A 21372-nucleotide genomic window follows, 5' to 3' on the forward strand; every position below is an offset into this window, starting at 1 on the left:
AAGCCGAGCTGGTAGCGCGGGTCTTCCTCCAGCCGGCTGTGTTGCTGCGGGAACCGGCCGGCGATGAGCTGCGCTAAGGTATCCCAGTCCGGCTCCAGCCGGCGGCCGAGCAGCACGCCGCCGTCGGCCCGGTGCGGGAACCGGTCGTGGCGCTCCAGCAGCTCCGGCGTGCAGAACGAGTCGGAGTCCAGCAGCAGCACGTCGTCGTGGCGGGCGGCGGCAATGCCCCGGTTACGGGTGCGGGCCCGGCCGAGGTTCTCCGGGTTGCGCAGGTACCGCACGTCCAGACGGTCGGCGAAGCCGTCGACAACGGCGGCGAGGTCCTCGGTCGAGGCGTCGTCGACGATGACGACCTCGTATTCGGCCCTATCCAGCGTCTGCCGGGCCAGGGTGCCCAGGGCCAGCTCCAGACTGTGCGCCTGGTCGTGGGCGGGGATGACGACGGACAACGACATGGCGGCTCCCTTGCCTAGGCGGCGTACGGCGGGATGTGGTCGACGGCGGCGAGCCGGTTCCAGCGGAACGAGCCGGTGAGCACGTCCTCCTGGCGCAGCAACGACAGCCACGAACTGCGCTCCCCGCGCCCCCACTGGCTGCCCAGGCGCGGGAACGGCGCCGACCGGTCGAGCGCGTCGGCCACCTCGGCGATGCCGTCGGTCACGGTGCGCCGCGGCCGCCAGGTGGTGATCCGGCCGGTGAACCGGTCGAAGCAGACGGCGTAGCTGCGGCGGTCCGGGGAGCCGGCGAAGACGATCCGGGCCCCCGGGAAGCGGGCCTGGACCAGCTCGGCGACCGCCCGGATGCTGTAGTTGGCCCCGGGCACGCCGACGTTGAACACGGTGCCGTGGACGTCGACCACGCTCGCGGCCAAGGTCCGGGCGACTGCGCTTGCGGCGTCGCGCACGTGCAGCAGGGGGCGCACGGCGCCGCCGTCGCCGGTCACCGAGATCTGCCCGTAGCGCCAGGCGGTGGAGACCATCCGGTTGACCAGCAGGTCGTTGCGGAAGGCGGGCGAGGACCCGAACAGGGTCGCGAACCGCAGCGCGACGGGGTGGAAGGCATCGGTACCGGTGGCCATGATGGCCCGCTCGGCCGCCAGCTTGCTGCGCGCGTACGTCGTCAGCGGCTGCGGCACGCAGTCCTCGGTCAGGTTCGGCTCCGCCGAGGCACCGTAGACGCTGCACGACGAGGCGAACACCAGCCGCTCGACGCCGGCCGTACGGGCCAGCCGGGCCAGGCGGATGGAGCTGGACTCGTTGATGTCGACGGTCGCGTCGGCGGACAGCTCTCCCGCGGCGTCGTTGGACAGGCCGGCGAGGTGTACCACGGCGTCGTACCCCCGCAGCTCTTCGGCCGTGACGTCGCGGACGTCCCAGACCTGCCGCTCGCAGTGCGGGGTGAAGAGACCGGAGTCGCCGCCGGTCACCTCGTGCCCCTCGGCGGTCAGCTCCTCCTGCAGGACCGCGCCGAGATAGCCTTCGTTGCCGGTGAGAAAGACGCGCACGGTGGGCCCTTCAGCTGATGAGGAGGTCGGGGTAGGGGATGACGAGGTCGCCGCCGGCCGCGCGGAACGCCGCCGCGTTGGCCCGCACCGCGTCGGCGTAGTTCCACGCGAAGACGATGCAGTAGTCGGCTCCCGCGTCGTCCAGGTCGCGCCGCGGCCGCACCTCGATGCCGTCGCCCGGCGTGAACAGGCCGACCTTGCGGGGGTTGTCATCGACGATCCAGGCGAGGTATTCGCCGATGCGGGACTGGGCCAGCAGCGTCACCGCCCGGGCCGAGGCGCCGTAGCCGCAGATCGTGCGGCCCTGCGCGTGCAGTCCGGCGACGACGTCGTGCAGCCGGCCGCTGCCCCGCCGGACGGCCTCGCCATAGCCGTCGAGGAAACGGCCGTCGGCCACGCCGGCCGCCCGCTCCGCCGCGAGCAGTGCGGTCACCGCCGGCGTGGGCTCGCCCGCGCCGTGAGCCGGCCGCGCCCAGCAGCGCAGCGAGCCGCCCTGGGTGTCGATCTGCTCCACATCGGTGATGGTGAGCCCGTGCCGGGCGAACGCCTGGCCCAGCACGTGCAGGGAGTAGTAGGCGACGTGCTCGTGGTAGATGAACTCGAACATGCCGCCGGCCACCATCGGCAGGACGTAGGCGACCTCGACGACGGCGGTCCCGTCCGGCGCGAGCAGGCGGGCGATGCCGGCGATGACCGCGTTGATGTCGCGCACGTGGGCCAGCACGTTGTTGGCCAGGACCACGTCGCTGGGCCCGGTCTCGGCGACGATCCGGGCGGCGACCTCGTCGTCGAAGAGCACCACGCGGGTCGGCACCCCGCGCCCCTCCGCCTCGGCGGCCAGTGCCGCGGCGGGGTCGACGCCGAGGACCCGCATCCCCCGGGCGGCGAAGAAGCCGAGCAGGGTGCCGTCGTTCGAGCCGATCTCCGTCACCCGGGCTCCGGCCGCCAGGCGCAGCCGGTCGATGACCTGCTCGGCCAGTTGGCCGAAGTGCCGGACCAGCGCGGGCACCGCCCCGGTCGCGTAGCGGTAGTCGCTGAACAGCTCGGCCCGGTCCACCACGTCGCCGAGCTGCACCAGCCCGCAGTCCGGGCAGTGCACAAGGTCGAGCGGGTACCGCGGCAGCGCCCGGGCCTGCTCGGCGGTGGCGCTGAGGTGGTTGGCCGGGGGCGTCGGCTCGAGCGGCACCACCACTGCGGCGTCGGTGCCGCCGCAGAGCAGACAGGTGGGCCGGGCGGCCCGCTGCAGCGCCGGCTGCGGCGCCGGGGCGGTCACGGCGTGACCTGCGGGCCGTCGTACCAGGCCGAGATGTCGGCCCGGCGCTGGAGGGGTTCGACCCGCACGACCTCGGCCTCGTAGTTCGCGCCGCTGCGGTCGACGTCGGACAGCACCGCGATGACCGTCTCCACGGGAAAGACCGTGCAGTGAGCCAGGCCCCGCGGGCTCACCACGGCCTGGCCCGGGCCGACGTCCAGCGTCATCAGGTCGCCGCCGGCCTGCTCCTCGATGTAGAGCATCCGGCCGGACACCACGTACATCAGGTGGCTCTCGTGGTGGTGGTAGTGGTTGCCGCGCACGGCGCCCGGCCCCGACTCGATGATCATCGCGTGCGAGGTCGGGAAAGCGGGCAAGGCGATGATCCGGCCCCGGGCGTCCGGGTACACGGCCTCGGGCGGAAGGATCTTGTCGGTTTCCGGAAACGGTGCCACGTACAACTCCTGGGTCTCAGCCGGCCGCGGCAGCGCCGCCGGGTCCGAATCGATCGATGACCGCGGCAGCGCACTCGCGGGCCACACCCTCGTTGAGCAGCCACGAACAGACGACATAGGTGCGCCAGCCGGCGACCGCGAAGGGTTCCTGGGCCGCGATCTCCGCGGCCTCCTGGTCCGAGGCGGCGGCGATGATGTACATCCCGCCGGCGTTGACGATCGGGTGGTCCCGGCGGACCGGCTGGCCGTAGTTCAGCGGCCCGGCGGCCAGCAGCCGGCCCTCCTCCTCGAGCTCGAGCTGCCACTGCAGGTGGGCCCGCATCAGCTCGCGCCCCGGCTCGCTGTCCGGCTGGTACCGCCCGGTGGGCTGCATGAGCACGACGTAGAACGGCAGCCGGGCCATGCGGGCGTAGACCTGCTCGGCCGTCATCGGCGCGCTCACTGCTCCTCCAGCAGCGGGGCGAGCCGCGGTGCCAGCGCGTCGGCCGGCCGCCCGGCCACGAATCCGTCGTACAGCAGCCGGACCATGCGCTCGTACCAGAACGAACCCAGCGTCCGGCCGCTGTCGTACCGGACGAACGCCAGGTCGTACACCTGCAGCACCAGCCGCCGGTAGCCGTCCTGGGGCGATCCCGCGGGCACGGCCCACCGGGCGCACATGCGCCGGTAGCCGTCGTGGAACCGGGCCAGCGCCCGGCGCCCGTCGCCGACCGGGTCGGCCGAGACGCTGTGCGCCGGTATCCGGTGGTAGACGGCGCCCAGCCGGTCGAGGTGCCGGAAGCGGTAGCCGCGGTGGCGGGACAGTCGCAGCCAGAGATCCCAGTCCTCGCCGATGCGCAGGTCGGGGTCGAACCGCATGGCCTCGGCCAGGTCGGCCCGCACCACCAGACCGGTCGGCGGGATGTAGTTGAGCACGCTCAGGAAGCCGTCGTGGAAGGAGAAGTCGAACGCGTGCGGCAGCTCAGGCGGCTCGGCCGCAATCGGGTCGACCCGGCGCCGGCTGACCCCGGCGGTGGCGTACACCGCGTCGGCGTCGCCGGCCGCCAGCGCGGTCAGCGCGGACTCGAGGTGGCCGGGCAGGTAGACGTCGTCGTCGTCGAGGAAGCTCAGGTACTCCCCGCGGGCCGCCTCGATGCCGTGGTTGCGCGCTGCCGACGGGCCGTGCTCCGCCAGCAGCGTGATGAGCCGCAGGTCGAGGTGCGAGCGGAACTCGTCGAGGACGGGCTCGACCGGCGCGCCGCCGTCGTTGACCACCACCACCTCGGTGTCGTCGCGGCGTTGCGCGGCCACGCTGGCCAGCGCCGCCCGCAGGGTCTCCGGGCGGTCGCGGGTCGGCAGGATGACGCTGAGCCGCGGTGGCCGCCCGGGCCGGCCGCTCTTCGGCGCTGCCGGGTGGGGATGCGGATCGAGCGGCCGGGCCGAGGACAGCGGCCAGCGCAGCGCCGGACCGCGGGCGTCCCCGGCCGCCGCGCCGATGCCGAGCACGTCCACCGGGTGCACGGTGGTGCCGAGGTGGGTGTGCCCGTGGCGGACCCCCTCGGCCGCCCGCCAGTGCGCCTCGCGCACGGCCGCGGCCAGCGGCCGTCCCTGCGACATGAGGCCCGCGATCAGGGCCGAGTGGGCGCAGCCCGCGCCGTGCTCGGCCCCGCTGTCGTGCCACGCGCCGTGCAGGTGCCGGTGCTCGGCGCCGTCGAAGAACCAGTCGCCGGCCTCGTCCGGGCCGCCGGTGATGACGACGGCCGCGGCGCCGAGCCCGGCCAGCGCCTCGGCCAGGTCGCGCCGGCTCGCCGCGCCCGCCGCCACGCCGGCCAGCAGCTCCGCCTCCCGCCGGTTCGGCGTGATCACGGCGGCGAGCGGCAGCAGCGTCTCCAGCACCGCCGCCCGGGTCCGGCCGACCTCGGACAGCCAGGACCCGGCGGTGGAGACCATGACCGGATCGACGACGATCGGCACGCCGTCGCCCGCCAGTTCGCGCAGCGGTCCGGCCAGGGCCCGGATCAGCTCCTCGCTCCAGGTGGTGCCGACCTTGGCCGCGCGCAGGGGGAACCCGCGGCGCACGGCGTCGAGCTGCGCCAGCACCGCCGGCACCGGGACGCCCCACCGACCGGTGACGCCGTCGGTGCTCTGGGCGGTCACCCCGACCACCACGGTGGTCGCGAAGCAGCCCACCGAGGCGAAGGCCTTGATGTCGCCCTGCACGCCGGCTCCGCCCCCGGAATCGCTGGAGCCGATGGTCAAACACACCGGGATGTTGTCAGACACGTGGCCGTCCTCGGTCGGTTGGCGTGCGGGAACTCAGACGGGGTCGGCGGTGGAGGTGATGACCGGGCCGCTGCGGCTCAGCACCCGGTGCACGGCGTCGGGCAGCTGCTCGAGGATCTCCTCCACCGTGTCGAACCAGACGAACTCGACGTTGGCCACGGTCTGCAGGCCGGTCACCAGGAAGGTGTGCTTGGCCCCCTTCTCCAGCAGCAGCACCATCGGCTTGCCCAGGGCGCTGGCCCAGCCCACCTCGACGTGGGTGCCCGGCGACACCGGCACGCCGGGGTAGGCCACGAAGACGTCGGACTGGCTGATCTCGGTGAAATCGAGCTTCGTGCACTCCGGCGCGGTCAGGAACTTGGCGCCCCACGCCTCCCGCCGGTGGGCGTTGTAGACCTTCGCCCCGGCCTTCTCGAAGTACTGGATGATGCTCTCGATCTTGTTCTGGTCCTGCTCGGCCATGAGGCCCGTCTCCGGGTTGACGAGGGCGTAGAACGGGCCCCCGACGAAGACGGAGTCCGGGGTCAACCGTTCGACGGCGGTCTCCTGCACGGTGGTCATGAGCGTCCTTCCTGGTCGGTCACATCGGCTTGGCGTAGGCGGGCTGGTCAGGGCGGTGGAACTCGGGCCATCGGGTGAGGACCGAGGACCGGTACGGTGCGGGAAGCTCGTCGAGCATCGCGGGGTCGACGCCGGTGGCGTGGCGGATCTGGCGGTACACCTCGAACAGCGCCACGACGTGCCGCCAGTAGTCGGGCAGGTCGAGCCGGGACAGGTGACCGGGGGTCAGCCGGGTGGCGTCCAGCCGCAGCTCCCGTTCCCAGGCCAACACCTGGCGGATGTGCGGCCAGTTGTCGCCGCCCGGCATGGCCGGGAAGTCGGCCCCGCCGGCGGGTGTGGCGGCGGCCTCGTCGAGCACCCGCTCGGCCCAGGCGGCGTCGGTGTCGTAGACGTGCATCGAGCCGACGTGGTGATGGTAGGTGCCGACCTCGACGCCGAGCTGGCGGGCCATCACCTCCAGCAGCAGCGTGAACGAGAAGACGTCGCTGGCCATGCCCCGGAAGGCGTCGTTGGCCCGCATGAAGCCGACGCCGCAGAGCCGGTCGTCGCGGATCATGAACTGCAGCGCCAGCGTGCAGGCCACGTCGATGTTGTCCTCGACCAGCAGCTCCCGCGGGTCGAAGATCTGGATGACGGCCCGCTTGCTGTCCCGGTCGTCAGTCAGGGTCCGGATGACGCTGCGCCACTGGTCGAGGCCGGCGCCGCCGTAGTCGAAGATCCGGGGGCCGTAGGCGGTGCCGGTCAGCGTGCGGCCGTCGGCCGAGTATCGCGCGATGGTCGGGGCGTAGTACTCGATGTGCGGCAGCCGGTTCGACCCGGCCAGGTACCACAGCGCCTCGGCGAAGTTGAAGACCAGGTTGGTCCGGCGGCTGGGCAGCGAGACCACCCGCTGCACCGGGTCGGCGATGCGGTAGCTGACCCCGATGAGCTCGGAGCTCTTGGCCCCGCGGGGGGCGTTGCGGTACTCCGGCCGCTCGAAGGCCTCCCGCAGGTACCACAGATACGCATCCTGGAAGGACGCGAATGATCGGGATGTCACTGCTCACTCCTGACGTCGGTGACGGACGGCGTGCCCCCGGCCGCGGCGAAGAGGGCACTGGGGGTCATCGGCACGGCGGTGAGCCGGGCGTTCAGCGCGGGCATGGCGGTGCAGACCGCGGCGGCGACGGCCGCGGCGGCGGCGGCCATGCCGGCCTCGCCGATGCCCTTGACGCCGAGCGGGTTGACCGGGCTGGCCGCGGTCAGCGGCGCGGGCTCGATGATGCTGACCTCGACGTCGGGCACGTCAGCGGCGAGGGCCACGAGGTAGTGCTCCAAACCGTCGGCGAGCGGCCGGCCGTCTTCGGCGTAGGGCAGCTCCTCGTACAGCGCCGCGGAAACACCCTGCACGAGCCCGCCGATGAGCTGCCCGTGCACGATGTCCAGGTCGAGCGCCCGGCCGACGTCGCAGGAGATGGCGAGCCGCTCGACCCGGACCTGCAGCAGCTCCGGGTCGACGGCCACGCCGCACGTCACCGCGCCGTAGGGGTAGGTGTGGGCGTCGACCGTGTACTCGCCCTCGGCGGTCAGCGGCGCCCCGGTCGCCGCCGCCAACCGGGCCAGGGTGGTGACGGGCCGGCCGGCGGCGTCCAGCACGGTGCCGTCGCGCAGGGAGCAGCCGCCGGCCCGCTCGAGCACCATCGCCTTCAGCCGCCGGCACGCCATCAGCACGGCGTTGCCGGTGTGCATGGCGGTGCGGCTGGCGAAGGTGCCCAGGCCCGTGGCCCGGCTCTCACCGGCCGGGAACACGACCCGCACGCGGTCGCGGGTGAGCCCCAGCTCGTCCGCGGCGACGGCAGCGAGCGTCGTCTCGTGGCCCTGACCCGACGGCGAGGACGCCACCTGGACCGCGATGGCGCCGTCGGCGAGCACCGAGGCTATGGCGCGTTCCGGGCCGCCGAGTCCGGCCTTCTCGACGAAGGGTACGACGGCGGTGCCGCGCAGCAGCCCGTCGTCCGGCCGGTCCCGCGGGGCCCAGCGGCCGGCGCGGGCCACCGCCTCGTCGAACGCCGCCCTGAAGTCGCCGCTGTCGTAGTGCACCGGGCCCTCGTTGACGGTGCCGGCGTCGTAGGGCATGTCGGCCGCGCCGAGCAGATTCTGCGACCGCAACCGCACCGGGTCGAGGCCCAACTCCTCGGCCAGCATGTCGATCATGCGTTCACGCACGAAGTTGGCCTCGAAGCGGCCCGGCGCGCGCACCGTGCCGATCGGCGTGCGGTTGGTCAGCAGCGAGCGGACCCGGGCTCGGTAGGACCGCAGCCGGTACGGGCCGGGGAACATCGCCGAGGCGAGGTAAGGCACCAGGGCGGTCAGCGGCCGGGCGTAGGCGCCGGCGTCCTGCACGAGGGTGACGTCGGCGTCGAGCAGCCGGCCGGTGCGCTCCGCCGACATCGTCACCTCCCACACCTGGCCGCGCGAGTGATTGGTGGCGCGCAGGTGCTCGGCCCGGTCCTCGGCCCACTTCACAGGCCGGCCCAGCCGGTGCGCGGCCCAGGCGGCCAGCAGCTCCTCGGGGTAGAGCTCGCCCCGCACGCCGAAGCCGCCGCCGACGTCGCCGACCGGCGTGTGCACCTGGGCCGGGGTAAGCCCGATCGCCGCGGCGACGACGGCCGCGTTGGCCCGCGGGAGCTTGACGAAGCCATGGATGGTCAGCACGGCCGCCGCGGCGTCCCATACGGCGAGCACGCCGCGGTTCTCCATCGGCAGGCCCGTCTGCCGGGCGAGCGTGAACCTGCGGGTGATGACGACCGGGTCCCGGTCGCCACTGCGGTCATCCTGACCGGGCACCCACTGGGCCTGCTCGGGCAGCCAGGACGGGTCGTCCGGTGGCAGCTCGCCGGCGTCGGCCGGCACGGTGAGCAGGGGCAACTCGTCGTAGTGCACGACAACGGCCGCGGCGGCGTCCTCGGCGGCGGCCGGGTCCTCGGCCAGGACGACGGCGACGGGCTCACCGGCGTAGCGGACGGTCGCCGTGGCCAGGACGGGCTCGGCCGGGCCAGGCAGCCCCCGTTCGAACGAGCGCATCGAGGGTGGCAGGTCCGCGCCGGTGAAGACCGCGGCGACGCCGGGGCAGGCCGCCGCCGCGGTGATGTCGACGGCCCGCAGCCGGGCGTGGGGCCGCGCGCTGCGCACGATGCGGGCCCAGAGCTGGCCCGTCGCGTGGCGCCCGCCGACGAAGGTGCCGCGGCCGGTGAGCAGGCGCTCGTCCTCCACCCGGCCCTTGCCCTCGGGCCGCGCGCCGGACAGCACGCCGGCGGCCGCCCGGGCCAGCCCGGTGTAGCCGGTGCACCGGCACACCACGTCACTCAGCGCCGATCGGACATCGCGGTCCGGCCGCAACGGGCCGTCCGGCCCCATCGCCAGGACGAAGGCCGGGCTGCAATGTCCGCACTGCAGCGCGCCGCAGGCCGACATCCAGTCACGCACGGACTGCCGCGGAGGGTCGGCGCCCTGGACGGTCTCGATCACGGCGTCCTCGCACTGGGCCGCAAGCACCAGGCACGAGCGGACGAGCTCGCCGTCCAGCCGGACCAGGCAGTGCCCGCACTGGCCCACGTCGCACCCGGTGTTCACCGGATATCCATGCATGCTGAGGAATGCATTCAAGGCGAGGCCGGTCGGCGCGTCGGCGCGGACGGGTGCGCCGTTTACGGTGCACGCCACCCGGGCGTGCTCGGAAAATGAACGGCGCAGCAATGGATCGGCTTGCAATGGCCCTACCCCCGTAGTTGGCCTGATGCTGAGACACGAGTGAATGTCGCCTCCTTTCCTACCGACTCCGGCAGTGGCGCGTCAACCCCATGCAAAGATCGCTGCTGGTAAATCCAGATATTGCGATTCTGATCTTTCGGGTTGACCGCGCATCGACGCCTGTGCTAGAAACGGGAAAGCGCTCTCACCGATGTCGCCCAATGCTGGGGACCCATCGTCGGGCCTCCCCCGGGGCGCCGCCTCAAGGCACGGAAAGGCTTTCACCGCACCGAAACGGGGATAGAATCACGTGTTCGATCGCGCTGCTCTCGGCAAGAGGGGCACAGTTCCGCTCGTCGTCGCGCTCGCTGTGGACATGATCGGCAGCGGCCTTTTCATGCCCATCTCCCTGCTGTACTTCACCGCCGTCACGCACATCCCGCTGACCACCGTCGGCCTGCTGATGAGCGCGGCCACGCTCGCGACGCTGCCCTTGCCGGTGCTGATCGGCTACCTCGCCGACCGCTGGAACCCGCGCGACCTCGTCCTGGTCGCGCAGGTGCTGCAGGCGGCCGGCTTCGCGATGTACCGCTGGGTCGACGGCCCCATCGCGATCCTCGCGGTTGTCGTGGTCGTCGCGGTCGGGCAGCGGGTGTTCTGGTCGTCGTTCTTCACGCTGGTGGCCGGCCTGGCCGAGCCCGGGGAGGAACGCCGGCTCAACGACCAGCGCTTCGCCCTGGTCGGCATGGTGCAGGCGGCCGGGACCGGGCTCGGGGCGCTGGTCGGCGGCCTGGTGCTGGTGGATGCCTCGGTATCCACGTACCGGCTGGTCGCGCTGGCCAACGCGGTCTCGTTCGCCGTCTCCGCGCTGCTGCTCACCCTGGTGCCGCGGGGCGCACGCCGGGCACCGCAGGACGCACCGCAGGCAGCCTCGGGCGGCGGCTACCGGGTCCTGCTGCGCGACCGGCCCTACCTGCTGCTGATCGCCGCCAACACCGTCTTCGCGCTGTGCAGCGTCATGGTCGGCATCGCGGTGCCGGTCTACATCATCGAGGGTGCGCCGTCGCTGAAGTGGCTGATCGGCCCGCTGCTCGCCGTCAACACGCTGCTGCTGGCCACCGGGCAGGGGCTCGTCGTACGGTGGGCCCGGCCGCTGTCGCGCGTGCGGGCGATGGTGGTGGCGGGCGTCCTCTGGCTACTGTGGTCCGTGGCCTTCGCCGCAGCACTGCAGGTGCCGGCGGTCGTCCTGTTGCCATACCTGCTCATCAGCATGGTCTTCTATGCAGGCGCGGAATTGCTGCATGCGCCCATTTCCAACGCGCTGGCCGCCGCGGCCGCCCCGGAGCATGTGCGCGGGCGCTATCTCGCAGTTTTCCAATACTGCTTCACCATTGCGAATATTGTGGCACCGACGTTCTTTACGGTTCTTTATGCGCACGGAGCGGCATTGCCGTGGATCGTATTGGGCGCACTCACCGCGGTGGCCACCGCCGCGATGTTCCTGCTGGAGAAACGGTTGCCTGCCGAAGAACCGGTGAGCGTGACATCCGCCTGACTGCCGCATTCGGCGGCGCTGGGAGGGTGCGACCAAACGGGGGTGGGTACGGTTCACGCCAGTTCATTTCGATTTCACATTGCCCGGGCCGTCGAGGAGGCATCCGAGCTGCTGTGCGGGGCCGGTGACCCGGCCGTGCTGGCCGGCGGCCAGAGCCTGGTACCGCTGCTGCGCACGCGCCGCCGGCAACCGGACCTGGTCGTCGACATCACCCGGATCGCGACCCTGCGCCACGTCCGGGACGGTCCGGCCACCACCGGGCAAGCCGGTCGGCTGGTCGCCGGCGCGGCCGCGCGGCAGTCCGAGGTCCTGCTCGGCGCCGTGCGGGCCGGCCAGGAGCTGCTGGCCGTCGCGCTGGGCACGGTTGGCACCGAGCTGACCCGACGGCGCGGCACCATCGGCGGCATCATCGCCCACGGCGACCCGGCCCTGCAGCTCGCCGCCGTGGCCGACGTGCTCCGCCCCACGGTGGTGGTGACCGGACCCGGCGGCGTGCGAACCGTGCCGGGGCCGCAGTTCTTCACCGGACGCCCCCTCGGCCCCGGCGACGTCGTCACCGAAATCCTGTTTCCGGCCGGCGCCGGCGGCGCGGGCTGGGGCTTCGCCCGGATCGCCCACCGCAGCACCGGGCCCCAACTGGCCGGCGCGGCCGCGCGCATCGCGGTCGACGCCGCGGGTCGCTGCACCGAGGCCCGGCTGGCCGCCTACACCCTCGGCCACCCCGGCGGCCTGCTCACCGCGGCCGGCGCCGACCTGCTCGGCGTCCGCCCGGACGAGGGTGCCGTCGCCCGTGCGGCCCGCACGGCCGCGGCCACGATCCGCACGGCGTCCGACGGGCTTGCCACGGCGGCCTACCGCCGGCACGCCGTGCAGGTCCTGATCCGCCGGGCGCTCACCCAGGCTGTGCACCGGGCCGGCCGGGCGCACCAACCCGCCGCCGCGGGATAACGAGGACGGAGACCCCAGTCGATGCTGTCGTTCGTCGAAGAGTGTTACCAGCGGGCCGCCGACGTGTGGCACGCCTACCGCCACCACCCCTGGATCGAGGCGATGGCCGCCGGCGAGCTGCCGGTGGAGAAGTTCGTGTCGTTCCAGGTAAACGACGCGCCCTACATCGTCGACCTGCATCGCAGCCTCGCGCTGGGCGTGGCCAAGGCGCCGGGCACACCCTGGGCCAAGGCGGCCACCACCGTCCTGGACGACGTGTGGCTGCTCAACGAGATCGAGGCGAAGCGCGAGCTCCTGCGGGACCTGGGCGTGGAGCAGGAGCTGCGCACCGACCGCGGTTCCTACATCCCCGCGCGGGAGGCCTACGCCAATCACCTGGTCCGCACCGCGCTGGAAGGCGACATCGGGCAGATCGCGTCGGCGCTGCTGCCCTGCGCGATGTTCAGCCAGGTCATCGGGCAGCGGTTCCGCGACGTGCGGGTCGACGGGCCGCCGGCCTACCAGAAGTGGGCCGACATCTACGTCCAGCGGGCCGTCTACCGCATGGCCGAGGCCCATGCCGAGGTGATGGAGGAGCAGGCGGTCCGCACCGACGACGCCGGTCGCGAGCATATGTACCTGTGCTACCTGCGCAGCGTGCAGCACCAGGTGGACGTCTTCGACGCCGCCTGGAAGCTGGACGTCGCCTGGCCCGGGAGCCGGGATGCCTGAGCCGGACCCCGCCGCCCGCCCCGCCTCGATGGGCGTCGCCGTGCTGGCCGCCCTCGACACGGCCCTGCAGATTCAGGCCCGGCCGGTGCCCGCCCCGGCGGCCGGCCAGGCGCTCATCCGGGTCCGCGCGGCCGGGGTCTGCCACACCGACCTGCATCTCGTGGCCGGGGTGCCGGCCGGCCCGCCGCTGCCGCTGGTGCTCGGCCACGAGATCGCCGGCGAGGTCGTGGAGGCGGGCGACGGGGTCGAGTTCGCGGCCGGCGACCGGGTCCTCGTCTACTACTACGACGGCTGCGGCCGGTGCCGTTGGTGCGCCGGCGGGCTCGAGAACCTCTGCCGGCAGCCGAAGGCCAAGTGGGGCTTCGACACCGACGGCGGCTTCGCCCAGTACCTCGCCGTGCCGGCACGGTGCCTGGTCGAGGTGCCCGCCGCGGTGACCCTGGACGACGCCGCCGTCCTCGGCTGCTCCGGGACGACCGGCGTCCACGTCATCGACACGGTCGCCCAGGTCGCCGCCGGCGAGACGGTGACGGTGATCGGGGTCGGCGGCGTCGGGCTGGCGGCCGTCCAGGTGGCGCTGGCCCGCGGCGCCCGGGTCGTCGCGGTCGACCCGCACGACGGCAGCCGGGCCGCCGCACGGCAGCTGGGCGCCGGGCACTGCGTGGACCCGGCGGCCGAGGACGCGGTCGCGGCGGTCCGCGCCGCCACCTCCGGCGGCGGATGCGACGTCGTCGTCGACACGGTCGGCAACGAGTACACCCCGGCCCAGGCCGTCGGCATGGTCCGGCCGCAGGGCCGGGTGGTGCTCGTGGGGTACACCGGCCGGCCCGCCGGGCTGGACGTCGCGGCCGTGGTGACCCGGGAGGCGCGCATCCTGGGCTCCGTGGGGGCCACGGCGGCCGACGCCCGGGAGGCGCTGCGCCTGGCCGCCGCCGGCCGGCTGCGGGTCCCCGTCGCCGACCGGTATCCGCTGGCCGAGGTCAACGACGCCCTCGACCGGCTGCAATCGGGCAAGGTGATCGGCCGGTTGGTGCTGCGGCCCTGAGCCGTCGTCGTCGGGGCCGGGCGGCCGGGCCGCCCAGCCCCGAGCACGGCTCAGCGGCGGAGCTGGAGCCGCTCGAGGAGTTCCTCGATCGGCTGGGCGTCCAGCCTCGGCAGCAGCACGTCGGCCATCGACAGATCGAACCGCCGGGTCACGTCGTTCGGCACCGCGACACAACGAATTCCGGCCGCCTGGGCGGCCTGCACGCCGATCGGGCTATCCTCGAAGGCCAGCGCATTGTCGGGCAGAATGTCGAGGATTTCCAAGGCGGCCAAATATGCATCCGGGGCCGGTTTCTTGGCCAGCACCGGCGATTTTGACACAATGACGTCGAAGCGACTCTCGCTGATTCCCACGGCGGCCAGCCGCTCGCTGATCCACCAGTCCGGCGCATTGGAGACAATGCCGGTTATCGCCCCGAGCTGCTCGGCCCGGGCCAGGTGGGCGGCCGCCCCAGGGCGCAGTATGAGCAGCTCATTGCGGCGCAGCAGCCGCTTGGCCTCAACCTCGTCCCAGTCGACTGGGTCGTCCAGGAGGGCGGTCAACCGCTCGCGCGGCATGCACGGGCCCCGACCGGCGAGCGTTTCCGCAAGCCAGTGCTCGAGGTCGAGTTCATGACCGAACGAGCTATACACTTCTTGCCAGGAAACGAGGCCGGCGGCCTCGCTGTCGATGAGCAGACCGTCGAAGTCGTACAGCACCGCAAACATGCCAACAACGCTATCAGGAGATGGGCAACAAATGGGATCGGTCAATCTCAAATGGCACACGGTATAAATCTGCGGATCGGCGTGCTCGGGTGCGCGGACATCGCGCGGCGCAGGATGCTCCCGGCCCTGGTGGCCGAGCCGGCGGTCGACCTTGTGGCGGTGGCCAGCCGCACCCCGCAGCGGGCCCGGGAGTTCGCCGCCGCCTTCGACTGCGCGGCGGTGACCGGCTACGAGGCCCTGCTCGACCGGGCCGACATCGACGCCGTCTACGTGCCGCTGCCGGCCGGCCTGCACGCCGACTGGGTCCGGGCCGCCCTGCAGGCCGGCAAGCACGTGCTGGTGGAGAAGCCGGCGGTGACCCGGCAGCCGGACGCGGTCGAACTGGTGGCGCTGGCCGAGCGGCGGGGCCTGGCCCTCATGGAGAGCTTCATGTTCCTGCACCACAGCCAGCACGCCACGGTGCGCCGGCTGGTCGAGGCCGGCGCCATCGGCCGTGTGCTCGCCTTCACCTGCGACTTCGGGATCCCGCCCCGCCCGGCCGGCGACATCCGCAACGACCCGCGGCTGGGCGGCGGCGCGCTGAACGACATCGGGGTGTACCCCCTGCGGGCCAGCCGGCTCTTCCTCGGGCCGGATCTGCACGTCGTCGGCGCCACGTCCGTCATCGACGAACGGCACCGCGTCGACGTGGCCGGCGCGGTCCTGCTCCGGGGCGCAGCCGGCGCGAGCGCCCAGCTCGCCTACGGCTTCCGGCACTCCTACCGCTCGGCCTACGCGCTGTGGGGCGACGGCGGCCGCCTCGAGCTGTCGCGGGCGTTCACCCCACCGGCGCACTGGCTGCCGGTCGTGCGCCTCGAGCGCGCGGACCTCGTCGAGGAGCGGTTGCTGGCCCCGGACGACCAGTTCGGCAATGTCGTTCGGGCGTTCGACCGCGCGGTGCGCGAAGGCCCGGTGCGGCTGGCGGAGGGTGCCGAGATCCTGCGCCAGGCCGAACTCGTGGAGGCCGTCCGCGCGGCGGCCTGATGCGCGGGCGCGGCGGCCCGCGCACCTGGGGCGAGACCGTGCCGTGCTCACATCCTCCTTCGCCGGCGAGGCCTGCTTCCTCGCGGTCGTCCAAGGGCGTCTCGTAGCTCAGTGATCCGACATTCGTTCTACAGACCAAGGCGCTCATCCTTCGGCCGGTAGGCGACCGCCGGCGGCGCGGCGCTCGTGCAGCCGTGGGCCGCGCTGACGGTCCTTGACATGGGCGTAGGCCATGAGGGCGAACAGGACCGTGAGCAGGACTGCGGACGAGCCGAGCGTGCCCAGATCCAGGCCGCCCTTGGCGGTGGGCTTGGTGAGGAAGTCGCCGGCTGTGGCGCCCAGCGGCCGGGTCAGCACGAACGCGGCCCAGAACAACGCGACGTTCGGCACGACGGGAATGTACTTGAGGGCGAGCAGGGCCACGAGGGCGCCGGTGACGAGGAGGGCGGCGCCGCCGTACCCCAGACCGGAGCTGTCGGACAGGAAATCACCCATCGAGGTGCCCAGCGTGTTGGAGACCAGGATCGCCGCCCAGAACAGCGCCTCACCGCGGAACGTGTCGATGTCACGGATGGCAAACGTCAGCCCGGTGTACCGCCACGCCACGAAGATGGCGATCAACAATGCGACGAGGATTGCCGCTCCCGTCGGGTAGCCGAGGCCCAATCCCTGCGGCCCCCAGCCGAGTGCGTAGGCACCCGCGGGGAGGTACTTGGCGGTCGCGTCGCGGTTCATGAAGTCCGACACGGTCGTGCCGGCCATGCTCGTGGACAGGATGACCGTCCAGTAGAAGAACGGGTTGTACCTGCGGGATCGCAGCTGCACCAGCAACGTGGCCACGAAGATGCCGAACAGGGCGATTGTGGTCAGGAAGTACCCCAGTTTGAGGGTCTGGGCGAACAGGTCGCCGGCGGTCTCCCCGAGGGTGGTGGCGGCGATCTTCATGATCCAGAAAGCGAGGGTGACCTCGGGGAGTTTCTTCATGACATACCGGCCGCCGTTGGCGAGCCGCGCTTTGGTGACGTCCTCGGCCTGCTTCATCAGAGCTCCCTGCGCCGATCTGGTCGCCGGGCCTGGCGACGGCCGGTAAATCGGGGCAAACCTACGCCAACCAGATAAGAAAAGCCTGAAGAGCGGGCGCGCCTGGTCTTCAGGTCGGCGGGCCGCCTCGATCTCGCCGCCTTCAGCGCTCTCATCGGCGAGGAGCAGGGTACTGACGGCAGTTGCAGGGCGAGGTGGAACGCGGCCCGCCACCCTGCGCTTCGCCGACTGTCACCGTGCCGCGCGGATCGCCTCCACCGCCCGCAGTGAACGCCCGAACCACGCCGTCGGTGATGATCTCCTCGTACACCTGCCGCACCGCGGTCGGAGGCCAGGTGCGAACCAAGACCGGTGGTCGTTGCTCAAACCCGCAGCGGCGCGTGGGCGAATGCGGCGATGCCCTCCTCGAAGCCGACCGTCGCGTTGAAGCCGAGCTCCCGACGGGCCCGTTCGGGCGAGGCGACCACGTGGCGTACGTCGCCGGCCCGGAACTCGCCGGTCAGCACCGGCGGTGGGCCGCCGCAGGCCGTCGCCAGCGCCGTCGCCAGCTCGCCCACCGTGTGTGGCTGGCCCGAGGCGATGTTGTATGCCCGGAATCCGGCAGTCGGCCCGCCGGTGGCGTCCAGCGCGGCCGCGTTCGCCATCGCCACGTCGCGGACGTGGACAAAGTCGCGGCGCTGCCCGCCGTCCTCGAACACTCGCGGCGCCACGCCGCGCTCCAGCGCGGAGCGGAAGATTGCCGCCACTCCGCTGTACGGGGTGTCGCGTGGCATCCGCGGCCCGTACACGTTGTGGTAGCGCAGCGCCACCGCGTTCGCCCCGACGGTACCGGCCCACGCCGCGGTCAGATGTTCCTGGGCCAGTTTGGTCGCCGCGTAGACGCTGCGCGGCTCCAGCGGCGCATCCTCGTCGACCAGCCCTGGGAGCAGCGGCGCGGCGCAGCGTGGGCATGTCGGCTCGAAGCGGCCGGCCGCCAGGTCATCCACCGTACGCGGGGCCGGCCGGACCGCGCCGTGCACCGGGCAGGTGTACGCCCCCTCGCCGTAGACCACCATCGAGCTTGCCAGCACCAGCCGCCGCAGGCCGGCGCGGGCCATCTCGGCCAGCAGCACCGCGGTGCCCAGGTCGTTGCGGCCGACGTAGTCGGGCAGATCGGCCAGGTCCGCGCCCATGCCGACCTTCGCGGCCTGGTGCGCCACCACGTCGACCCCGCGCAGCGCGGCGGCCACCGCCTCGGGGTCGCGAACGTCGCCGCGCACGAGCGGAACATCCACCTCCGGCGGCGCGTCAGGCAGGCCGCGGTGCGCGGCCGGGTGCAGCACGTCGAACGCGACCACGTCATGCCCGGCCGCCATCAACAGTTCCACCACGTGCGCACCGATGAACCCGGCACCGCCGGTGACCAGTACCCGCATCCGCCGGTCCTCCCCCGGGTGGGCGGTTGCCGCGAGCAGCCGCTCACCCGGACTCTATCCGCCGCAGCGTCTGCCGGCGGCCGCGTTCGCACTTCGTGGCAGCCTGGGTTCGCCGAACCGTGGGTCGGCCTGCCACCGCGTCGGGTACCGTCCGATCGTGACGGATGTGGTGCTGCCCTGTCTCAACGAGGCGCCCGCGCTGCCGTGGCTGCTGTCGCGGATGCCCGCCGGATACCGGCCGATCGTCGCCGACAACGGTTCCACCGACGGCTCACCCGAGGTCGCCGCCGCCCACGGCGCGACTGTCGTGCACGTGCCGCAACGCGGGTTCGGCGCGGCCGCGCACGCCGGGCTGCTGGCCGCCACTGCCGACATCGTGTGCTTCTGCGACGCCGACGGTTCGTTCGACCCGCAACAGCTCTCCCGGGTGGCCGACCCCGTCCGCGCCGGCACCGCCGACCTGGTACTCGGCCGGCGCCGCCCGACAACCCGCCGGGCCTGGCCGGTGTACGCCCGGCTCGCCAACGCCCTGCTCGCCCGGCGGCTTCGCCGCGGGATCGGCGTTGCGCTGCACGACCTCGGCCCGATGCGCGCCGCCCGCCGCGCCGACCTGCTCGCCCTGAGCCTGCGCGACCGACGCTCGGGCTACCCTCTCGAGATGGTGGTCGCGGCGGCTCGGGCCGGCTGGCGCATCCACGAGACCGATGTCGCCTACGCCCCCCGTGCGGCCGGAACCCGATCCAAGGTGACCGGTACCGTTCGGGGCACCGCACAGGCCATCCACGACATGGCCAAGGTCCTGGCCGAGTGAACGTCCAGCTCCTGCTGTTCGCCAAGGCACCGGTCCCCGGGCAGGTCAAGACCCGGCTTTGCCCGCCCGCCACCGGCCGGCAGGCGGCCGCGATCGCCGCGGCCGCACTGGCCGACACCATCGACGTCCTCGACACCGCTCCCGCGATCCGCCGTACCATCGTGCTCAGCGGGTGTTACCCTGCGCCGGCCGGTTGGCATACCGTGCCCCAACGCGGCACCGGCCTCGCCCACCGGCTGGTCCACGCCTACGCCGACACCGCCCTACCCGATACCGCCACACTCCTGCTCGGCATGGACACCCCACAGCTGACCCCCGCGCTGCTGGCAACCGCCGTGCAGACGCTCCACGACGGCGCCGACGCCGTGCTCGGACCCGCCAACGACGGCGGCTGGTGGACCCTGGGACTGCCCGACCCGGCGCACGCCGCCGTGCTGAGCGGCGTACCGATGTCCACCCCCGACACCGGCCGGCGCACCCTCGCCGCGCTGGCCGGACGGGGCCTCACGGTCACCCTCCTGCCCGCGCTCCGCGACGTCGACACGGTCGCCGACGCCCACGCCGTCGCCGCGCAGTGCCCTGACAGCCGCTTCGCCGCGGCCGTACGCGCGCACCTGCCAACCCCGGATCCGGCTGCGCCGCCGACCGGGCCCGGCCCTCGGTGACCGCCCCAGCCGCCCGGCCCACCTGGTATGGCCATCGACAACGCGCCGCCGAACCCGGACCCGCGGTGGCGCCGACCAATCGGACACGGCCTCGCCGTCGCCGGCGCCCTCGCGACCGGGGCGGCCCTCGCCGTGCTGGTAGCCCAGCCCGATGCGGTCGCGCCGCGCCTCACCGGCCCGACCCGGGCCGTGGCGTTCGTCGGCGCCGCCTGGCTGGTCTTCGCCGCCGGCGGGTGGCTGGTGCGCCGGCTCCCGGTGCGCACGGCCACGGTGCTCATCCTGCTCGGCGGCGCCGTACTGCCGTTGGCGGCCGCAAGCACGCCGCCCCGCAGCAGCGACGACATGTACCGCTACATCTGGGACGGCCGGGTACAGGCCGCAGGCATCGACCCCTACCGCTACGTCCCGGCCGCACCCGAGCTGACCGGCCTGCGCAACGACTTCCTGTGGCCTCGGCATGCGAACTGGTGCGTCCCGGCTGACGCCGTCGACCCGGACAAGGGCCGCCCGCTCGCGCCGGGCTGCACGGTGATCAATCGGCCGACCGTACACACCATCTACCCGCCGGCCGCGCAGGCGCTCTTCGCGGCCGTGCACGTCGTGTCACCGCCGCGCAGCCGGCAGGTGCCACTGCAGCTGGTGATGGCCGGGTTCGCGCTGGCCACCACGATCCTGCTGCTGATCGGGCTGCGGGCGACGAGAGCCGACCCCCGGCTGGCGGTGTTGTGGGCGTGGTGTCCCACGGTCGCGCTGGAAGCGGGCAACAACGCCCACGTCGACGTCGTCGCCGCGTTCCTCACCGGCCTGTCCCTGCTCGTCCTCGCCCTCGGGGCCACCCGCCGCGCCAGCATCGTCGGCGGTGCTCTGCTCGGGCTCGCCGTCGCCACCAAGCTCACCCCGCTGCTGATCGCCCCCGCCGTGCTGCGCCGACGCCCGGTCCTCGTCGCCACGGCCACCGCCGCCGCGGTCGTTGCGGTCTACCTGCCCCACCTGCTCGCCGTCGGCACCCGGGTGATCGGCTACGTTCCCGGGTACCTCGCCGAAGAGGGCTACGCCAGCGGCGCCCGGTTCCCCCTGCTGACTCTGTTCATGCCGACGACCTGGGCCGGGCCGGTCGCGGTCGCGATTCTCGCCGTGATGGCGCTGTGTTCGGTCCGCACCGCCGATCCGGACCGGCCGTGGCTGGCCGCCACAACCATGACCGGCACGGCACTGCTCGTCGCTGCGCCCAGCTACCCCTGGTACGCACTCCTGCTCGTCCTGCTCGTCGCCTTCGGCGACCGGACCGAATGGCTGGCCGTCGCGGCGGCCGCATACCTCGCCCAGTACGCCCCCAACCTGCACCTCACCACAGCATCCGCGCAGCGGATCGGCTATTGCGCCGCGCTCGCCGTCGTGCTCGCCGCCGCGCTCCACCGACGCAGGTCGAGGACAGCGCCTACACCGAAGACACCCGGCGTCGATACGTGAGCACCACGCCGGCACTCCAGCACCATGAGCTCAGATGATTCCCATGAGCTGTGGATGCAAGAAGGTGACCATCGCGGCGACAACAGCGTCGGTGAATGCAACAGCGTCGGTCCTCTGCCGGGTCCAGGTTCAGGTTTGCCACGTGGACCGGCGGGTAGCTGGCAGGGTCTGGATGGCACGTGTACGAGGGGCAACGGTGCAGTGGCGGACGATCAGGC

At 72.9% G+C, this 21372-nt stretch carries 20 protein-coding genes; 8 read left to right on the forward strand and 12 right to left on the reverse strand.

Features of this window, described 5'->3' with window-relative positions; genetic code table 11:
- From IEZ31_RS52745 to IEZ31_RS52785, 9 genes are all read right to left on the reverse strand, one after another.
- Positions 1 to 455 (reverse strand): glycosyltransferase family 2 protein (locus IEZ31_RS52745; RefSeq protein WP_190257740.1); only part of this gene is annotated, 455 nt, incomplete at its 3' end.
- Positions 456 to 469: 14 nt separating this feature from the next.
- On the reverse strand, positions 470 to 1504 hold the full coding sequence (locus tag IEZ31_RS52750; RefSeq protein WP_190257741.1) for an NAD-dependent epimerase/dehydratase family protein: 1035 nt from the start codon (positions 1502 to 1504) through the stop codon (positions 470 to 472).
- A gap of 10 nt (positions 1505 to 1514) precedes the next feature.
- The gene (locus tag IEZ31_RS52755) at positions 1515 to 2777 is read right to left on the reverse strand and encodes a class I SAM-dependent methyltransferase (protein WP_190257742.1); all 1263 of its coding nucleotides are present in this window, start codon (positions 2775 to 2777) and stop codon (positions 1515 to 1517) included.
- A complete protein-coding gene (locus IEZ31_RS52760; protein WP_190257743.1) occupies positions 2774 to 3211 on the reverse strand; it encodes a cupin domain-containing protein in 438 nt (145 codons plus the stop codon). The genes IEZ31_RS52755 and IEZ31_RS52760 overlap by 4 nt, the downstream gene beginning before the upstream one ends.
- A gap of 16 nt (positions 3212 to 3227) precedes the next feature.
- Positions 3228 to 3653: a YciI family protein gene (locus IEZ31_RS52765; RefSeq protein WP_190257744.1), complete on the reverse strand. Its 426-nt coding sequence runs from the start codon at positions 3651 to 3653 to the stop codon at positions 3228 to 3230.
- Positions 3650 to 5473: a PfkB family carbohydrate kinase gene (locus IEZ31_RS52770; RefSeq protein ID WP_308429539.1), complete on the reverse strand. Its 1824-nt coding sequence runs from the start codon at positions 5471 to 5473 to the stop codon at positions 3650 to 3652. The genes IEZ31_RS52765 and IEZ31_RS52770 overlap by 4 nt, the downstream gene beginning before the upstream one ends.
- Before the next feature lie 33 nt (positions 5474 to 5506).
- Complete coding sequence (locus IEZ31_RS52775) at positions 5507 to 6034, reverse strand: nucleoside 2-deoxyribosyltransferase (RefSeq protein ID WP_190257746.1); 528 nt, start codon at positions 6032 to 6034, stop codon at positions 5507 to 5509.
- 19 nt (positions 6035 to 6053) lie between these two features.
- Positions 6054 to 7073, reverse strand: coding sequence for a thymidylate synthase (locus tag IEZ31_RS52780; protein ID WP_190257747.1), 1020 nt, complete (start codon positions 7071 to 7073; stop codon positions 6054 to 6056).
- The gene (locus IEZ31_RS52785) at positions 7070 to 9736 is read right to left on the reverse strand and encodes a molybdopterin-dependent oxidoreductase (RefSeq protein ID WP_190257748.1); all 2667 of its coding nucleotides are present in this window, start codon (positions 9734 to 9736) and stop codon (positions 7070 to 7072) included. The genes IEZ31_RS52780 and IEZ31_RS52785 overlap by 4 nt, the downstream gene beginning before the upstream one ends.
- 337 nt (positions 9737 to 10073) lie before the next feature.
- Between IEZ31_RS52785 and IEZ31_RS52790 the strand changes: the two genes are divergently transcribed.
- The 4 genes from IEZ31_RS52790 to IEZ31_RS52805 are packed head-to-tail and all read left to right on the forward strand — an operon-like array spanning position 10074 to position 14022.
- Entirely contained in the window at positions 10074 to 11318 is a 1245-nt protein-coding gene (locus IEZ31_RS52790; protein ID WP_190257749.1) for an MFS transporter, read from the forward strand.
- Positions 11319 to 11360: 42 nt separating this feature from the next.
- Positions 11361 to 12266 carry an FAD binding domain-containing protein gene (locus IEZ31_RS52795; RefSeq protein WP_190257750.1) on the forward strand — a complete coding sequence of 302 codons (906 nt, stop codon included), beginning with the start codon at positions 11361 to 11363 and terminating at the stop codon, positions 12264 to 12266.
- 21 nt (positions 12267 to 12287) lie between these two features.
- Positions 12288 to 12977, forward strand: a complete 690-nt coding sequence (locus IEZ31_RS52800) for a TenA family protein (protein ID WP_190257751.1) — start codon at positions 12288 to 12290, stop codon at positions 12975 to 12977.
- Positions 12970 to 14022, forward strand: coding sequence for an alcohol dehydrogenase catalytic domain-containing protein (locus tag IEZ31_RS52805; protein WP_190257752.1), 1053 nt, complete (start codon positions 12970 to 12972; stop codon positions 14020 to 14022). Before IEZ31_RS52800 ends, IEZ31_RS52805 begins: the two co-directional genes overlap by 8 nt.
- 50 nt (positions 14023 to 14072) lie before the next feature.
- On the opposite strand, the gene IEZ31_RS52810 is transcribed toward IEZ31_RS52805, so the two are convergent.
- Positions 14073 to 14729, reverse strand: coding sequence for an HAD family hydrolase (locus tag IEZ31_RS52810; protein ID WP_190257753.1), 657 nt, complete (start codon positions 14727 to 14729; stop codon positions 14073 to 14075).
- Positions 14730 to 14780: 51 nt separating this feature from the next.
- Here IEZ31_RS52810 and IEZ31_RS52815 point away from each other — a divergent pair, with 51 nt between their 5' ends.
- Positions 14781 to 15752, forward strand: coding sequence for a Gfo/Idh/MocA family protein (locus IEZ31_RS52815; protein WP_190257754.1), 972 nt, complete (start codon positions 14781 to 14783; stop codon positions 15750 to 15752).
- A 144-nt stretch (positions 15753 to 15896) separates the two neighbouring features.
- On the opposite strand, the gene IEZ31_RS52820 is transcribed toward IEZ31_RS52815, so the two are convergent.
- Both IEZ31_RS52820 and IEZ31_RS52825 read right to left on the reverse strand, forming a co-directional pair.
- On the reverse strand, positions 15897 to 16793 hold the full coding sequence (locus IEZ31_RS52820; RefSeq protein ID WP_190257755.1) for a COG4705 family protein: 897 nt from the start codon (positions 16791 to 16793) through the stop codon (positions 15897 to 15899).
- 362 nt (positions 16794 to 17155) lie between these two features.
- Positions 17156 to 18208: an NAD-dependent epimerase/dehydratase family protein gene (locus IEZ31_RS52825; RefSeq protein ID WP_190257756.1), complete on the reverse strand. Its 1053-nt coding sequence runs from the start codon at positions 18206 to 18208 to the stop codon at positions 17156 to 17158.
- Positions 18209 to 18365: 157 nt separating this feature from the next.
- On the opposite strand from IEZ31_RS52825, the gene IEZ31_RS57915 reads away from it, so the two are divergent.
- The 3 genes from IEZ31_RS57915 to IEZ31_RS52835 are packed head-to-tail and all read left to right on the forward strand — an operon-like array spanning position 18366 to position 21154.
- Positions 18366 to 19019 (forward strand): glycosyltransferase family 2 protein, encoded by a 654-nt coding sequence (locus tag IEZ31_RS57915; RefSeq protein WP_229837188.1) that lies wholly within the window; start codon positions 18366 to 18368, stop codon positions 19017 to 19019.
- Entirely contained in the window at positions 19016 to 19684 is a 669-nt protein-coding gene (locus IEZ31_RS57920; protein ID WP_229837189.1) for a TIGR04282 family arsenosugar biosynthesis glycosyltransferase, read from the forward strand. Before IEZ31_RS57915 ends, IEZ31_RS57920 begins: the two co-directional genes overlap by 4 nt.
- Before the next feature lie 27 nt (positions 19685 to 19711).
- Entirely contained in the window at positions 19712 to 21154 is a 1443-nt protein-coding gene (locus IEZ31_RS52835; RefSeq protein ID WP_190257757.1) for an MptA/MptB family glycosyltransferase, read from the forward strand.
- Positions 21155 to 21372: the final 218 nt, after the last annotated feature.

The organism is Dactylosporangium sucinum, from assembly GCF_014647515.1.
Taxonomy (GTDB): Bacteria; Actinomycetota; Actinomycetes; order Mycobacteriales; family Micromonosporaceae; genus Dactylosporangium; species Dactylosporangium sucinum.

Coding starts and splice junctions, on each gene's coding strand:
- IEZ31_RS52810 (WP_190257753.1), bottom strand. CDS start 14,729: ATGTTTGCGGTGCTGTACGACTTCGACGGTCTGCTCATCGACAGCGAG.
- IEZ31_RS52815 (WP_190257754.1), top strand. CDS start 14,781: ATGGCACACGGTATAAATCTGCGGATCGGCGTGCTCGGGTGCGCGGAC.
- IEZ31_RS52805 (WP_190257752.1), top strand. CDS start 12,970: ATGCCTGAGCCGGACCCCGCCGCCCGCCCCGCCTCGATGGGCGTCGCC.
- IEZ31_RS52775 (WP_190257746.1), bottom strand. CDS start 6,034: ATGACCACCGTGCAGGAGACCGCCGTCGAACGGTTGACCCCGGACTCC.
- IEZ31_RS52820 (WP_190257755.1), bottom strand. CDS start 16,793: ATGAAGCAGGCCGAGGACGTCACCAAAGCGCGGCTCGCCAACGGCGGC.
- IEZ31_RS52835 (WP_190257757.1), top strand. CDS start 19,712: ATGGCCATCGACAACGCGCCGCCGAACCCGGACCCGCGGTGGCGCCGA.
- IEZ31_RS52825 (WP_190257756.1), bottom strand. CDS start 18,208: ATGCGGGTACTGGTCACCGGCGGTGCCGGGTTCATCGGTGCGCACGTG.
- IEZ31_RS52800 (WP_190257751.1), top strand. CDS start 12,288: ATGCTGTCGTTCGTCGAAGAGTGTTACCAGCGGGCCGCCGACGTGTGG.